At 64.6% G+C, this 15,346-nt stretch carries 10 protein-coding genes, 1 other RNA gene and 3 pseudogenes; 6 read left to right on the top strand and 8 right to left on the bottom strand.

From position 1 onward, the window contains the following. Positions 1-52 precede the first annotated feature (52 nt). The 3 genes from XBLMG947_RS00655 to XBLMG947_RS00645 all read right to left on the bottom strand — a co-directional run bounded on the left by XBLMG947_RS00655 (position 53) and on the right by XBLMG947_RS00645 (position 1,540). Positions 53-610: a DUF3228 family protein gene (locus tag XBLMG947_RS00655; protein WP_065465931.1), complete on the bottom strand. Its 558-nt coding sequence runs from the start codon at positions 608-610 to the stop codon at positions 53-55. Positions 611-725: 115 nt separating this feature from the next. Further along, a non-coding RNA gene (locus XBLMG947_RS00650) (sX9 sRNA) lies at positions 726-801 on the bottom strand. Between the two features lie 193 nt (positions 802-994). Next, a complete protein-coding gene (locus tag XBLMG947_RS00645; protein ID WP_065465930.1) occupies positions 995-1,540 on the bottom strand; it encodes a DUF2058 domain-containing protein in 546 nt (181 codons plus the stop codon). 172 nt (positions 1,541-1,712) lie between these two features. Here XBLMG947_RS00645 and XBLMG947_RS00640 point away from each other — a divergent pair, with 172 nt between their 5' ends. Then, entirely contained in the window at positions 1,713-2,330 is a 618-nt protein-coding gene (locus tag XBLMG947_RS00640) for a hypothetical protein (RefSeq protein WP_245228083.1), read from the top strand. Further along, positions 2,324-3,452, top strand: a pseudogene (locus XBLMG947_RS00635) (alpha-amylase family protein); the annotation flags it as partial. The gene XBLMG947_RS00640 and the pseudogene XBLMG947_RS00635, both read left to right, overlap by 7 nt. Before the next feature lie 393 nt (positions 3,453-3,845). On the opposite strand, the gene XBLMG947_RS00630 reads toward XBLMG947_RS00635, so the two are convergent. Next, positions 3,846-4,781 carry a Gfo/Idh/MocA family protein gene (locus XBLMG947_RS00630; RefSeq protein WP_065465928.1) on the bottom strand — a complete coding sequence of 312 codons (936 nt, stop codon included), beginning with the start codon at positions 4,779-4,781 and terminating at the stop codon, positions 3,846-3,848. Positions 4,782-5,156: 375 nt separating this feature from the next. Between XBLMG947_RS00630 and XBLMG947_RS00625 the strand changes: the two are divergent. Beyond that, positions 5,157-5,560 (top strand): annotated as a pseudogene (locus tag XBLMG947_RS00625) (VOC family protein). A gap of 220 nt (positions 5,561-5,780) precedes the next feature. On the opposite strand, the gene XBLMG947_RS00620 reads toward XBLMG947_RS00625, so the two are convergent. Continuing rightward, positions 5,781-6,758: an NAD(P)H-quinone oxidoreductase gene (locus XBLMG947_RS00620; RefSeq protein WP_065465927.1), complete on the bottom strand. Its 978-nt coding sequence runs from the start codon at positions 6,756-6,758 to the stop codon at positions 5,781-5,783. Positions 6,759-7,514: 756 nt separating this feature from the next. Here XBLMG947_RS00620 and XBLMG947_RS00615 point away from each other — a divergent pair. The 3 genes and pseudogenes from XBLMG947_RS00615 (at position 7,515) to XBLMG947_RS00605 (ending at position 10,565) form a co-directional block, all read left to right on the top strand. Next, positions 7,515-8,896: pseudogene (locus tag XBLMG947_RS00615) on the top strand (glycoside hydrolase family 2 TIM barrel-domain containing protein). Between the two features lie 39 nt (positions 8,897-8,935). Then, entirely contained in the window at positions 8,936-9,763 is an 828-nt protein-coding gene (gene metF, locus XBLMG947_RS00610) for a methylenetetrahydrofolate reductase [NAD(P)H] (RefSeq protein ID WP_065465926.1), read from the top strand. A 214-nt stretch (positions 9,764-9,977) separates the two neighbouring features. Further along, positions 9,978-10,565, top strand: coding sequence for a hypothetical protein (locus XBLMG947_RS00605; protein ID WP_065466047.1), 588 nt, complete (start codon positions 9,978-9,980; stop codon positions 10,563-10,565). Between the two features lie 70 nt (positions 10,566-10,635). Here XBLMG947_RS00605 and XBLMG947_RS00600 read toward each other — a convergent pair whose 3' ends face one another. The 3 genes from XBLMG947_RS00600 to secA all read right to left on the bottom strand — a co-directional run bounded on the left by XBLMG947_RS00600 (position 10,636) and on the right by secA (position 15,301). Then, entirely contained in the window at positions 10,636-11,583 is a 948-nt protein-coding gene (locus tag XBLMG947_RS00600; RefSeq protein WP_065465925.1) for a Nudix family hydrolase, read from the bottom strand. Positions 11,584-11,718: 135 nt separating this feature from the next. Next, positions 11,719-12,087: a VOC family protein gene (locus tag XBLMG947_RS00595; RefSeq protein ID WP_065465924.1), complete on the bottom strand. Its 369-nt coding sequence runs from the start codon at positions 12,085-12,087 to the stop codon at positions 11,719-11,721. A 475-nt stretch (positions 12,088-12,562) separates the two neighbouring features. Further along, positions 12,563-15,301: a preprotein translocase subunit SecA gene (gene secA / locus XBLMG947_RS00590; protein ID WP_065465923.1), complete on the bottom strand. Its 2,739-nt coding sequence runs from the start codon at positions 15,299-15,301 to the stop codon at positions 12,563-12,565. Positions 15,302-15,346 lie beyond the last annotated feature (45 nt).

Raw genomic sequence — 15,346 nt, 5'->3', positions numbered from 1 at the left:
ACCCTCCCACTGATTGATCGATCACTCCTGCAGCGAAAGCTGTCACAGCTGCTTACGGCCTCCAATTCGCGTTGCGCTCCCAAAACGCCACGCTTTGCCGGTATGCATCGCGGTTCAGCGGCGTGCCCGAGCCGCCCTCTTCCACACCCAAAGCATTGCGCAACATGGTGATCGGCGCCATCGGAATTTCGTCCGGCTCTGCGGTGTAGAGACACCCCACTACGCCCCAGTCCGCATCGATGGGCGTGCCCTCCTTGGCCAGTTGATCGCGGCTGTAGAGGATGGGCAGCAGATACGCGGCCACGGGTGGCGCGACACCTTCGAACCACCGCACCAGCACGGCTAATTCCTGCGTACTGCGCGCCTCGTAGCCGGAACGCAGCAGGTGCCGGTTGTCATCGGTGATGGGGATCGTAAGGCAGCGGGTCGAGGTCCAGTTGCGATGCACATGCAACTGGCAAAACGGTGCGTAGCCCTCGATCACGCGTCGCGGCGCCTCGTCGTTGAGCCGCTGAATGAACTGCTCGGGCGTACAGTCCTGGATGGCATTGCGACGGCCATCGCGCGGGAACAGGCGGGTGCGGGCGAACCGGGTCAAGACGATCGACATGAGCGGGATAGGCGGCGACAAAGAGTGTCAGGGTAGCGCGCAGGCTGGTGCGCGACTACGTTGCGCAACAACGCATCCCCTACGCGGCGACTAGGCCGGCGCAGGCAATTAGAGCGGCTAACAGAACGTAGCGAGCGGTGGTCAGGTGGGTGCGGACGGCGCGGAGGAACCGGAGTGTACAAGTGATACATGCCGATTCCGAGCACCGGCCGCGCCCGCCTGGCGGCCGCGCAGTAGTTTTGTTAGATGCTCTTAGTCGAAATCGGGTTCCTGCAGGCAGGGAACGCTTGCCAACGACGTGCGAGTCCGCATCACGGCGCGGTGTCGCGCGCACGACAAGGGGAGATCCGTATACCGATCTTCCAATGACCTCGCGCCTCGGCGCTACCAGATCAAATCGTCCGGCACCTTGAATTGGCTGTAATACTCGTCGTCGCTGTCGGCCGCTGCCGGTGCGCTGTTGCGGCCGTGATCGAGCACCACGGTATCGGCATCGCGGCTGTAGACCTTCTCGGCCGCAGCGCGCGGAATCAGCTCGAAGCCCTCGCCGTGACGCACGATCACCAGCGCGCCGCTGGCCAACTGGCTGCGCAGCGTTGGGTTCACCAGCACGCTGCGGATGAGGTTGCCATCGTTGAAACGGTAGTCGATCTCGCCTTCGCGCTTGACCTTGTTGGTCTCCACGATCTGCCGCACCTGTGCCAGTACCTCCTGCCGGCGTAACTGCACGTTGCGCTCTTCGGCCAGCGCACGATCGCGCTCGGCACGCTCGGTCTGCAAGCGCGCTGCATCGACTTTGTCCGCATCCGCCGGCGGCACCGCCGCCCCCTTGGCATGGCGCTGTTTGACCTGTTCGCGCGCCACCTTGTCCACCTGGGCTTTTTTCACCAGGCCGGCCTTGAGCAGCTGTTCTTGCAATGGATTGCGCATCGGGAGGCTTGGCTGTGGACGGGCGGCTAGTTTAACGCGGCCGGCGCCATGCCCCGTCGCGGCCTGGCCGAGCCGCGGGTATCGCCGTTTGTCCAAGTTCCGGGCAGGCACCTGCCCAGGCAGCGGCACTGCCCTTATCATGCGTCACTTTTGCACAATTCAAGGACGAATGATGATCATCCGGGGATCGGGCGGCGACCTGATTGCGTTGGGCGCAGCCGACAACGCGCATTGCGACCAGTGCGCGCAGCAGCGTAGCTTTCGCAACGTGCTGCATTATCGCTACGCGCACCTGTGGTACCTCTTCGGCTGGGTCACCAAGAAGCGATACTTGCGGGTGTGCGACGGCTGCAATCACACCACGGTGTTGGAGACCAAGACATTCGAGGCCAGCCGCGGCAAGCCGCCCATTCCTGCCTACCGCCGTTTCGGTGGGATGGTGCTGCTCGGCCTGATTGCGGTTGTGGCGATATTCGGCGCCTACAGCGCCTCGCAGACCTCCAAGCGCGATGACGTCTGGCTTGCACAACCTGCGCAAGGCGACCTGTATACCGTGGACCTGCAGACGCTGGCGCCCGGGGCGTATGGCGAACACGCTTACGGCGTGGTGCGGGTGGAGCGCGTGAGCGGCGAGACCGTGACATTGGCACTGCCGAACAAGGGTTACGACAAGTGGAAAGGCGCCGAGCGCGATGCTGGCGGCAGCAACGCGAAGCAACCTGCCTACTACACAGATGAGCGTATCGAGATGCCACTGGCCAGACTGAACACGCTGCATGCCAGCGCCTGATCGACAGCCTGCTCGGGGACACCGCTGCATTCAAGCGGATGGTGCAGGCACTGGCCAACAATGGCGTAGAAACCTATGCCGACATTGTGTTCAACCATATGGCCAACGAAGCGGCCTCGCGCTCGGACCTCAACTATCCCGGCAGCGCGGTACTGTCGCAATACGCCGCACATCCTGGCCGTTACGATTCGCTACGCCTGTTCGGCACGCTGCAGTCCAACTTCTTGAGCGCCCGCGATTTCGGCCCGGCGCAGCGCATCAGCAACTACACTGACGCCTATCAGGTGCGCACTTACCGCATTTGCGGCGGTGGCAGCGACCCAGGCTTGCCGGATCTGGTCGGCAACGCATGGGTGGTGCGGCAGCAGCGCGCCTATCTGCAGGCGCTCAAGGAGATCGGCGTAACCGGCTTCCGTGTGGATGCTGCCAAGCACATGAGCTTCGATCATCTCAATCGTGTCTTCGATGCCGGCATCCGCTCGGGTGTGTATGTATTTGGCGAGGTGATCACCGGTGGCGGCACCGGGAACGGTGAGTACGATCAGTTCCTGGCGCCTTATCTGCACTCCACACCGCATGCGGCCTACGACTTTCCGCTCTTCAATGCAGTGCGTAACGCGTTCGCCGTTGGCGTCAGCATGCAGCAGCTGGTGGACCCGGCGGCGTCCGGGCAGGCATTGCCGGGCAATCGCGCCGTGACCTTTGCGGTCACACACGATATCCCCAACAACGCTGGCCTACGCATACCTGGTCGGTCGCAACGGCGGCATGCCGATGATCTATACCGACAACAACGAAAGCGGCGACAACCGCTGGGTCAATGCGTATGTGCGCGACGATCTGCGCCGCATGATCGGCTTCCACACTGGCGTGCAGGGCACCGACATGCAGGTCTTGTCGTCCAGCGCCCGCCACATCCTGTTCCGTCGCGGCAGCCTGGGCATCGTGGGCATCAACAAGTGCGGCAACCCGGTCACCACCACCGTGGGAATGCACAACAGCACGTTGTGCTGGAATGCCGATGACGTGGACGCGTTGGGCTCCGGCAACGTGGTGCGCATTTCCAGCGGGTCCTACACCTTCACCCTGCCCGCGCGCGCTGCGCGCATGTGGCGCCGCTGAGCAATCTCCGGTGCATGGCGATGCCACCGTGCACGACTGTTTTATCGAATCACAAAGTGATTTGAAGCAGCTTGAGACACTGCGGTGCGCCACTGCGGTACACGCATGACACGCCCCCCGACGCGATCAAGCGTGCGGGGGCTTTTTTCTCTATAGCCACGATGCTGATTGACTGCAGCAAGCGTTACATAGCGTATCGCGCACACGTCTGCTCAGATCGATGGGCCACCGCCAGGGACTGTCGTCGGCGCGTACTGGAGTTCGACAAAAGACAGCGAGCGACAGCGCGCCATACCAGCACGCCCAACGCTACTTCACAGAGATAGGGCAGCTGGCTGCAGAACACGGCATGCAGCCAGTCCTATTCAACGCTTAGCCAAGCGGAGGATCGAACTACCAGGCGAACGGTGCGGTGACCTTGCGAGCGCCGAGCATGAACGCATCTGCCACATGCACGAACGGTGCGACATCCACGTCCGAGGTGCCGGCGCGTACCAATTGCACGAAGCGCGCGTACAAGCCGTCGTATTCGCCGGAGCCGGGTAGCGGGTGCTGCTGCCCATCGATGCACAGCTTGGCACCACCTTCGCTGAGCATGAGCATGCCCGCGGTGGTCTCCACCTCGATATCCCAGCGCTGGTGGCCGGTCTGCAGGAAGTCGAATTCGGCCGTGACCGGCACCCCCGCGGTATCGACGAACGCGAGCCTGGCATACAGCGGTGCCTGACGGTTATCCGGGGTATGCAGCTCGGCCTCGCGCAGCGCGAAGCTGCGCGGCAGCAGATGGGTGACGATGGAAAGTGCATTGATGCCGGGGTCGAACACACCCATGCCACCTGGTTCGAGAATCCAGTCCTGGCCCGGATGCCAATGGCGGATGTCTTCCTTCCATGTGATGTGCGCGCGCACGATCTGCTTGTCGGCCAGCCATGCGCGGGCAGGCTCCACACCGGCAGCGCAGCGCGAATGCCAGCTGGTGAACAGGCTGCGTTGCGCACGCTGCGCCACGCCCTGCAGATCGTGGATCTCGGCAAGCGTGGCGGCCGGCGGCTTTTCCAGAAACACATGGCGGCCAGCTGCCAACGCGGTCTGCGCCAACGCATGCCGCCCGACCGGTGGCGTGCACAATGCCACCGCTTCGATTTCCGGCTGCGCAGCAAAGGCTTCTTCCAGCGTGTGATAGGCCGGCACACCGTCGACCGTGCCGTGCCGGCTTACGGTGGCCACCAGCTGCACATCGTCGCGCGCAGCGATGGTGGGCACGTGCTGGTCGCGGGCAATCTTGCCGATGCCGACAAGGGCAATGCGCAATGCGTCTGGATGCTTCATCGAAACCTTCGTGTTGATAGGAGGTGGCAACCGGCGCGAACGGCTACTCACGCACACTGCGTTGCCAGCGCTGCAGCGGCGCGGTGCGTTAGCGCACGCGACGGCGCAGTGTACGGCCAGCGTGAGGCCCACCGCGAGACATCGCTCCTGCTTGTTTTGCTATACCTGCCTGCCAGTCGCTGCGTTCGAACCGGCTCACCTGCGCCACGAAGTAACGCGCAGAGACTGCGGGCGTGCTCAGCGCGGCGGCAGCGCGTGGCGACACTCGACCACAACGGGATAGACCCGTTTTGCAGCCTGCGATTGACGCCAGCGCATGCAGACCAGCATCGCGGCCGGCACGCCGATGTGCCGTTGCCACTGCAGGCTGCATTGATGTTGCATCACGTTTCGCTGGGCGTTCACGCGATCGAGGCATCTGCCGCATTTTACGATGCAACCCTGGGTGCGCTGGGCGATGTCCGGTGTGGTTCGATCTGGAGCCAGGCACGCTCGACCAGGCGGTCGGCTATGGCAGGCCCGGCGGCGAAGATTGCCTGGCATTGAAGCAACGTCGGGCCGTGCAGCGCGCCCCTGGGGCCGGCTTCCATCTTGCATTTGCCGCCGCCAATGCGTCAGCCGTGGACGCCTTCCACCGTGCCGCGCTCCAGCACGGGGGGCGCTGTAATGGCGCTCCCGGATTGCGACCCGCATATGGAGATGACGATTACGCTGCGTTCGTCCTCGACCCCGACGGGCACCACATCGAAGCGGTGGTCGATCACACGCCACCACGCTAGCGGCCACTGCCGCGTGCGTGGCGTTGGGGTCCCAATGGTCCGGGCCGTCGCGACGGCAAGCGCGGCGATACACACCCCAAAAACAGCAAAAGAAGTGAGACAGACGCGCCCCCGCAGATGCAGTGTGCGCGTGTTCCAAACACGCGATCGCCGACACACAGGGGGTCCGTATCAGCGGCCCGGCATGCGTTCGCACTCGCGGGCCACTGAGCGGGCGCCATCACATCTCCAGCACCACCTTGCCCAGATGACTGCCCTGTTCCAGATACCGGTGGGCTGCGGCGGCATCAGTCAGTGCGAAGCGCTTGTCGAGCAGCACACGCAGCTTGCCCTGTTCGATCCACGGCCACACCACGCGCTCCACTTCCGCGGCCAGGCGGGCTTTTTCATCGGCATTGCGTGGGCGTAGCGTCGAGCCGGTGATCACCGCCTGCTTGCGCATCAGCAACGGAATCGGCACCTCGATGTTCGCACCAGCTTGCGAGGCGATGTAGACGATGCGTCCGCGCGGATTGAGCGCTTCCAAGGTGTCGGCGAAGACCGCAGCGCCCACCATGTCGAGCGCGACGTCCACACCACCGTGCGCCTTGGCCACCGCGACAAACGAGTCGCTGGTGGAATCGATCGCTACATCGGCACCCAACTCGCGCGCCTGCGCGGCCTTGCTGGGCGAGCGTGCAGTGGCCAGCACGTGCGCGCCTGCCGCCTTGGCCATCTGGATCGCCGTGACGCCGATGCCCGAGGTCGCGCCGTGCAACAACAGCCACTCGCCCGCGGCGAGCCGGCCGTGTTCGAACAGGTTGGCGTAAGCGGTGAACATGGTTTCCGGCAAGGCCGCGGCATGCACCAACTCCATGCCGGCAGGAATCGGCAGCACGTGCCGCGCATCGACGACGGCGTATTGCGCATAACCGCCCCCGCCTAGCAGCGCGCAAACACGGTCTCCGACGTTCCAACGACCCGCTGGCTCGACGATCTCGCCGGCGATTTCCAGCCCCAGCGTTTCCGGTGCACCAGGCGGCGGCGGGTAGTGCCCGGCGCGTTGCAGCAGATCGGGCCGATTGATGCCGGCCGCGTGCACGCGGATCAGCACCTGCCCGGGCGCAGGACGCGGGCGCGGTTGCTCGGTGGCGTACAGCGCATCGGCGTCGCCCTTGCCACCGCGGATGGCGATGGCAGTCATCGTGGTATCGCTCATGAAGGCGCTCCGTGGAAAGTGCGCCCAGTGTAGGCGTGCACACGTCAACGCTTGGCGCAGACGCAGCTCAGGTCTACTTGCTGGCGTTGCCATCGCAGCGGCAGGCGAACGCGGGTGTGTCGCTGCGTAGAACTGCGCCGCAGTGCTGCAGCGTGTGCGAACGCGGGAATGCGCCAATGGACGCACTGTCGTCGTCGACAGCATCGCCAAGATTCATGCGAGCAAGCGGATGGCCGCTTCGGCACCATGCATCCGGGATGGGGATGTCATCGACGTAGCCTTCGTCGAATCGAGCGCCGCTAGCAACGGATCGCGAACAGTGATCAGGTGACTAACGACTGCATGCCTGAAACGGGAATGCAGGCGTGCTGCAAGCTCCTTCGCAACGTGTTGCCGTCCACGCTGGGCTGCTCGGCCAGCGCAAGCGCAAGGTCGTTGACGCTGCGCGCTAACCTGACCCAGAGGCGGTTCAAGGATTCGGCGATGACTTGCAGTGCCTTGCTTGCCTGTCACACCCCGACTGACTGGCGCGAGAAGCCTGACGCCAGCGTTCGATCGACACCAGTGCCTGCGTCCTGCGCCATTGCACCGAGCGCGTGGCAGGTGACGCACCTGAGCGACGCGCCGCTTCAGCAACGTCGAACCAGAACACGCTGCGATTGCTGCAAGCAATCCCAACCAGGCAAATGCTGCACGTTCGCCCGCATCACAGTGTCCCGGCATATGCTGGCGTCCCGCAGGCCACCAGGACTCGCCATGCAACGGCCATGGAGTGTGCGCGTCATCGCCATCTGCCTGCTCGCACTGTCCGCGAGCACGTCCGCACACGCGGCGCGGGTCCGCATTACGCAGGAGGCAGACGGGTACCGCCTGTTGGCGGATGGCACACCCTTTGTGATCAAGGGCGCCGGCCTGGGCAATGGCAGCATGGAAGCGCTGGCCGCACGCGGCGGCAACGCATTGCGTACCTGGCGCGTGGACCCGGACCCGCAACGCCAGCGCGCATTGCTCGATCGCGCGCAGCATAACGGCTTGAAAGTGGCGGTCGGCATTGAAGTGGGCAACCAGCGGCATGGCTTCGATTACAACGATGCAACTGCGGTGAAGCGGCAGCTGCAGCGCGTCCTTGCGCAGGTGCGGCAATCGGCAACGCACCCGGCGGTGTTGATGTGGGTGGTCGGCAACGAGCTCAATCTGGAGTCCACCAATCCCAAGGTCTGGAACGCGGTCGGCGAGATCGCCGCGGCCATCCATGCCATCGATCCGGATCATCCGGTCACCACCACCCTGGCCGGCTTCGACAAACACCTGATCGACCAACTCAAGACGCGCGCACCGGCACTGGATCTGATCGCCGTACAGCTTTACGGCGATATTGCAGCGCTGCCGCAGAAGCTGCGCGACAGCCAGTGGCGCGGCCCGTACATCGTCACCGAGTGGGGGCCTACCGGCCATTGGGAATCGCCGACCACCGCTTGGGGCGCACCGATCGAGGACGACAGCACGCGCAAGGCGCTGTTGCTGGAACAGCGCTACCGCAGCGACATCGCCAGCGACACCCGTCAGGGGCTGGGATCGTTCGTGTTTCTGTGGGGCGACAAGCAGGAGCGCACGCCCACCTGGTATGGCCTGTTCCTGCCCTCGGGCGAAGCCACGCCCAGCGTGGACACCTTGCAACTGCTGTGGACCGGGCATTGGCCGGCCACGCGTGCGCCTGTGGTCTCGGCGCTTACGCTGGCCGGCCAACGCGCGACCGGCAGCGTGCGTCTTCGCCCGGGCCAGACCGTCACTGCGAGCGTTCACGCCACTGGCGCATCCTGCTGCGCTACGACTGGCATGTCCGCACGGAAAGCACCGCACGCAGCATCGGCGGCGACCCCGAGGCGTTACCAGCCCTGGTGAATGCCGCGCTTGAGCCGAACCGCGCCGCTGGTGAGCGCGACGGCGCAAGTGGCATGGGCAACGAGGTGCGCCTGATTGCGCCACCACCGGGCACCTACCGCGTGTTTGTGGAGGTCCGCGACGACGCGGGCCGCGCCGGCTATGCCAACCTGCCGTTCCGCGTCCTGCCGCCGGATCCGGCATCGGTACCGCGCGAATCGGACCTGCCGCAACCCAATATGCATTCATCGCGATGAAGCGATATTATGCCGACACGCTCTGCCGGACCCACCGCGATGACGCATCTCAGTTTCGAGTTCTACCCGCCCAAGACCGATGACCAGCGCGCGCAATTGGACCGCACCGCAGCCAGGTTGAAGGGCTACGCGCCGGAGTATGTGTCGTGCACCTTCGGCGCCGGCGGCTCCACGCTCAGCTACACCTCCGAAACGGTGCGCCAGCTCAAGCAGAAGCACGGTTTCGAAGCCGCCCCGCATCTGTCCTGCGTCGGTGGCAGCCGCCAGGAGATCCGCGAGCTGCTCGAGCAGTATCGCGCGATCGGCTGTACCCGCATCGTGGCGCTGCGTGGCGACCTGCCCTCGGGCATGGGCCATCCGGGCGACCTACGCTATGCCTCGGACCTGATCGCCTTCATCCGCGCAGAGCACGGCGATGCGTTCCGGATCGAGGTCGGTGCGTATCCGGAAACCCATCCGCAGGCGGCCGACGCATTAAGCGATCTGCGTTACTTCAAGGCCAAGGTCGATGCCGGCGCCGATGCGGCGATTACGCAGTATTTTTATAACGCCGATGCCTATTTTCATTTCCGCGATGCGGTACAGCGCATGGGCGTGGAGATCCCGATCATTCCCGGCATCATGCCGATCTCCAACTTCTCGCAACTGCGGCGCTTTTCCGAACAATGCGGTGCCGAGATTCCGCGCTGGATCGGCAGGAAGATGCAGGCCTACGGCGACGATGCCGATGCGGTCCGCGCCTTCGGTGCCGAAGTGGTGGCCGCACTGTGCGAGCGCCTGATCGCAGGCGGCGCGCCGGCATTGCACTTGTACACGCTCAATCTTGCCAAACCGACCACGCAGGTACTGCAGCTGCTTGGACGCTGAGAGCTAGCTTCGGAGTGCCGTGTGCGCTTGGAGGGGGAAGACGGACGTGCACGGGTGGCCGGCCTTGCACCACCCGCACGTCGCGCAGCACTGCGTCGGTCTTGATTGGCAACGCGGGCTGACGACGTTGACTGCGTCATCGCCGGCCGTCGCACCGCGCCAGCGCGCACGCACGTTTGTCGCCCGCTCACGCGCGCCCGGCTACGCTGCGCCGATGCCTCGCCTTCTGCCCCTGCTGTTAGTGCTCTGCGTCTGTCCCGCCGCGCGCGTGCAGGCGCAGGACATCCACCGCTGCGTCTCGCCGGACGGGCAGACCATGTTCACCGACCGGCGCTGCGAGGACGTCGAAGCGGCAAGCCGCCCGCCGCCCGCCATCCCCCCGCAGGGCAATACCGACCTGTCTCGCTACGGCTGCCCGCGCCGGCTGAGTGAACTGGTGTCGTTACTGCAATTGGCGGTGGACAGCCGCGACGTCAACCGCCTGTCCAGCGTGTATCTATGGAGCGGCCAATCCGATGCCGCCGCCAATCAGGTGCTGAGCCGTCTGGAAGCCATCGTGCAGCGCCCATTGCTGGATATCGTGCCGATGTATCCGCAAAGCGACACCCCAACGTGGGACGCCGACACCCCCGCCCCCGCGCCGCAGCTGGCGGACGGCGCCACCGATGCACCACTTGCCACCCCACCCAGCCGCCCGCGCCCCTGGGGACTCCGGCTGGAACAGAACCTCGCCAGCGGCGCGCCCGCGCGCAGCGTGCTGCGGCTGCGCCGGCAATACAACTGTTTTTGGGTGACGTTCTAGCGCCGCATGCGCGGCATCGGGCCGGACAAGATCGCCGCAGGATGATCCAACACCACCACCATCTGTGTGGTCACTGCGGCCACAGCGAGCGGATCGCGGCGATTCCCTGCGCGCCATGCGACCGCGACTCGCGCACATCCTCGATCTGCATGCCGCCGAGCGCGTAGATCGGCAGCGAGACCTGTTCGCGCAGTGTTTCGAACCCCTCCCATCCGATGGGTGGGGCGCCCGGATGCGACGCGGTGGCCTGCACCGGGCCCAGCACCGCGAAGTCGCAGCCGATCCGTTGTGCGTGGCGCAAGTCCTCCAGCCCGTGACATGAGGCAGCGACCAGTTGCTCCGGCGGCAATGGCCGCTGCTGCAAGCCGGCCAATTGCTCTGCCCCCAGATGCACGCCGATGCCAAGTTCGCTGGCCAGCGCAATATCGCGATTGAGCAGCAGTTGCGCACGCGTGCGGCCACGCAGACGCATGACCTGCTGCAACAGCGCCTGCCACCGCGCAGGCGCGATGTGCCGCGCGCGCAGCTGGATCCGCGTGATCCCGTTCTGCAATGCGAGCTCCAGGCCTTCCAGCCAGCGCGCGTCATCCTCCGGTTCGGGCGTGATCAAGTAACGGTCGGGCTGGCGCAGCACCCCCACCACCGGCACGTCGGCAGGCGGCATCGAGTAGCGGGCCAACTTGTCTGCTGCGACCCAGGTCATGGCCTGGCCTTCGCGGCCACGCGGGCTGCCTTTCCAGGCGGTGATGTGACGCACTTCCAGGCGCAGCCGCTTGTCTGGATACAGCTGGGGCACATCCATGACCCAATCGCCCACCTGTGCCTCGATGCCCAGTTCTTCGTTGAGTTCGCGTACCAGTGCCTGTTCGGAGGTTTCGCCAGGTTCGCGCTTGCCGCCCGGGAATTCCCACAGGCCAGGCATGTCGCGGGTTTCGGTACGGCGGGTGAGCAGGATGCGTCCGCGGGGGTCGGTGATCACGCCGGCGACGACGTGGATGGATCTCAGAGAATCAGGCATGGCACAAGAGTGCCGCGAGTGAGCCGTTCAGCGCAATCGCTTGAGGCTGGGATTGGGGATTGGGGATTGGGGATTCGTCAAAGCGCGGCATGCGTGCTTCTGCCAATCCCGAATTCCCAATCTCCAATCCCGGCCCTACAGCGGATGCCCGATGCGCCAGAGCACGCCGCTGGGATCGTGCAGGGTGAAATCGCGTGCGCCCCATGGACGATCTTCCGGCACGCTGCAGCTCACCCCGAATTGCTCGTCCATGCCGGTGTCGTGCACGTGCTGCCACCAGCCATCGGCATCGTCCACCCACAGGTGCAGCATCAGGTTCTCGGCCAATGCGCGCAGATAGAAATCCTGCAGCAGAAACGCGCAGTGCGTGCCATGCCGGAAACAGGTCACATTACCCACCTCGTCCTCCTGCACGAAGCCCAGCGCGCGATAGAACCGCTGCGACAGCGCATAGTCGCGTGCAGGCACGAACACCTTCAATTGCTGGCTGGACAGCCGTGCCATGACTGCACTCCCACAGGATGTGGATCAAGCATACGCCCCGCCGTGGCGGAGGCGGAGGCGGAGGCGGAGGCGGAGAAGCTTGCCTGCAATGGGCAAAGTTGGCGTCCGCGCGCGATGGACAGGCGTGTAGTGAACCTGCCGAACCGAGGCCCACCGAAAGAACGCTTATCGCGCTGGTCGAACTTTCTGGCGGCTATGCCGCAGTTGCCAGACATTGCCTGGCGACGATGCAAACCAAGTCGCTGCCGGGGAGTTGGCAAAAAGTGGGAGATCCCGGCGGGGCATTGCACCCAGTCGCGGAGACTCCATGCCTGAGCATCAGCAGTTCCAACGAAATCCCCCCGAATGCAAAGCCCCCCTTGGTAAGAGGGGCGCGCCGAAGGCGCGGGGGATCGGAAGCGAGGACCCGTGCACCCAGCGTCCGCTGCGCGGACGCTGGGTGGGCAGCCCGCCAAGCGGGCTGCCCACGGTCAGCTCAGCTGAGCTGACCGTGACAGTGCTTGTACTTCTTGCCGCTGCCACACGGGCAGGGATCGTTGCGACCCACCTTGGGCTCGTCGCGAGTCACCTGCGAGACCGGCACCGGCGCGTTGCCGCCCTGCATCTGCTCCACTTCCTCGTCGGCGCCGTAGCCGCCCGCCTCCTGGTGCTGGAACTGCGAGGCCATCAAGCGCGCCTGCGCCTGAAGACGTTCCTGCTCTTCCAGTTCGGCCACTTCTTCTTCGCTGCGGATGCGCACGCGCGCCAGCAAATTGATCACCTCGCGCTTGACGTTTTCCAGCATCTCGGAAAACAGCTCGAAGGCTTCCTTCTTGTATTCCTGCTTGGGCTGCTTCTGCGCGTAACCACGCAGATAGATACCCTGGCGCAGGTAATCCATCTTGGCCAGATGCTCCTTCCAACCCTGATCGAGCACGGTCAGCATCACGTGCTTTTCCAGCGCACGCATGGTGTCGTTGCCCACTGCCGCTTCCTTCTCGGCAAAGTGCGCATCCACCGCGGCCTGCACCTTGGCGGCAATCTGTTCGGCGTCCAACTCTTCCTGCGTGCGCGCCATTTCGCGCAGCGCCAGCGGCATGCCCAGCTCCGATTCCAGCGTGGCTTCCAGGCCCTGCAGGTCCCACTGCTCGTCCACCGAATTGGGCGGCACGAAGCGGGCGACCAGGTCGTAGATCACATCGCCGCGGATGCCGTCGACGTTGTCCTTCACCGATTCGGCGTCCAGCAACTCGTCGCGCTGGGCGTAGATCACCTTGCGCTGATCGTTGTTGACGTCGTCGAAATCCAGCAGGTTCTTGCGGATGTCGAAGTTGTGCGCTTCCACCTTGCGCTGCGCCTTTTCGATCTGCCGGCTGACCAGGCGATCTTCGATGACGTCGTCTTCCTTCATGCCCATCATGCGCATCGCCTTCTGCACCCAATCGGAGGCGAAGATGCGCATCAGATTGTCTTCCAGCGACAGGTAGAAGCGCGAGGAACCCGGGTCGCCCTGACGACCGGCGCGGCCACGCAGCTGGTTGTCGATACGCCGCGATTCGTGACGCTCGGTCCCGATGATGTGCAGGCCGCCAGCGGCCTTGACTGCGTCATGACGACGCTGCCACTCGGCCTTGGCAGCGGAGCGCTGCTCATCGCTGATGTCTTCGCCCATGCCATGCAGTTCGGTTTCCAGCGAACCGCCCAGCACGATGTCGGTCCCGCGACCGGCCATGTTGGTGGCGATGGTCACCGCGCCCGGCTGGCCGGCGTTGGCCACGATGGTCGCTTCGCGCTCGTGCTGCTTGGCGTTGAGCACTTCGTGCTTCACCCCGGCCTTGCGCAGGTGCTCGGAGAGCATCTCCGAAGTCTCGATCGAGGTGGTCCCCACCAGCACCGGCTGACCGCGCTTGGCGCAATCTTCGATGTCGGCCAGCACCGCATTGAACTTGCCCTTGCGGTTGAGGAACACCTGGTCCGGGTGGTCCTTGCGCACGGTCGGGCGGTTGGTCGGAATCACCACCACCTCCAGACCATAGATGCTCTGGAATTCGTAGGCTTCGGTATCGGCCGTACCGGTCATGCCGGACAGCTTCTTGTACATGCGGAACAGGTTCTGGAAGGTGATGCTGGCCAGCGTCTGGTTCTCGCGCTGCACCGGCACGCCTTCCTTCGCTTCGACCGCCTGATGCAGACCGTCGGACCAGCGCCGCCCGGTCAGGGTGCGGCCGGTGAATTCGTCCACGATCACCACTTCGCCATCGCGCACGATGTAATCCACATCGCGCTGATAGATCGCGTGCGCACGCAGCGCAGCATTGAGGTGATGCACCACGCTCAGGTTCTGCGCGGCGTACAGGCCGTCTTCGGCGTTTTCCAAGATGCCGGCCTGCATCAGCAGTTCTTCGGCGTGGCCCATGCCCGCCTCGGACAGATGCACCTGCTTGCCCTTCTCGTCGACCCAGAAATCGCCCTCGGCCTCTTCGCTTTCCTGCTTGGTCAGCTGTGGCACGATGCGGTTGACGCGGATGTACAGCTCCGGCGATTCATCGGCCGGTCCGGAAATGATCAGCGGGGTGCGCGCTTCGTCGATCAGGATCGAGTCGACTTCGTCGACGATCGCGTAATGCAGATTGCGCTGATAACGGTCGGCGCGCGACAGCGCCATGTTGTCGCGCAGGTAATCGAAGCCAAACTCGTTATTGGTGCCGTAGGTGATGTCGCTGCCGTAGGCCTCGCGCTTGTCACTGTGCGGCATGCCCGGATACACCACGCCCACGCTCAGGCCCAGCCAGTTGTACAACTTGCCCATCTGCGCGGCGTCGCGGCGCGCCAGGTAGTCGTTGACCGTGACCACATGCACGCCCTCGCCCTGCAGCGCGTTGAGGTACACCGGCAGCGTGGCCACCAGGGTCTTGCCTTCGCCGGTGCGCATCTCGGCGATCTTGCCCAGATGCAACACCATGCCGCCGATCAGCTGCACGTCGTAATGACGCATGCCCAGCACGCGGCGGCTGGCCTCGCGGCACACCGCAAAGGCCTCGGGAAGGATCTTGTCCAGGGACTCGCCGGCGGCAAGCCGCTGCTTGAACTCCGGGGTCTTGGCTTGCAGCTCGGCGTCGGAGAGCTTCTCGATCGTCGGCTCCAGCGCATTGATCTGGGCGACGAGGCGGGTGAGCTGGCGCAGCTGGCGTTCGTTACGACTGCCAAAGACACGGGTAAGCAGACTGTTGATCATTGAAGAAACCGGTTGAAAAGGAACGGTTTGACCGACGCCGGTCCC

The sequence above is a fragment of the Xanthomonas bromi genome (genome assembly GCF_900092025.1).
Taxonomy (GTDB): Bacteria; Pseudomonadota; Gammaproteobacteria; order Xanthomonadales; family Xanthomonadaceae; genus Xanthomonas; species Xanthomonas bromi.
The sequence above is the reverse complement of the archived record's forward strand: the minus strand, read 5'-3'. Positions and strand labels throughout refer to the sequence as shown.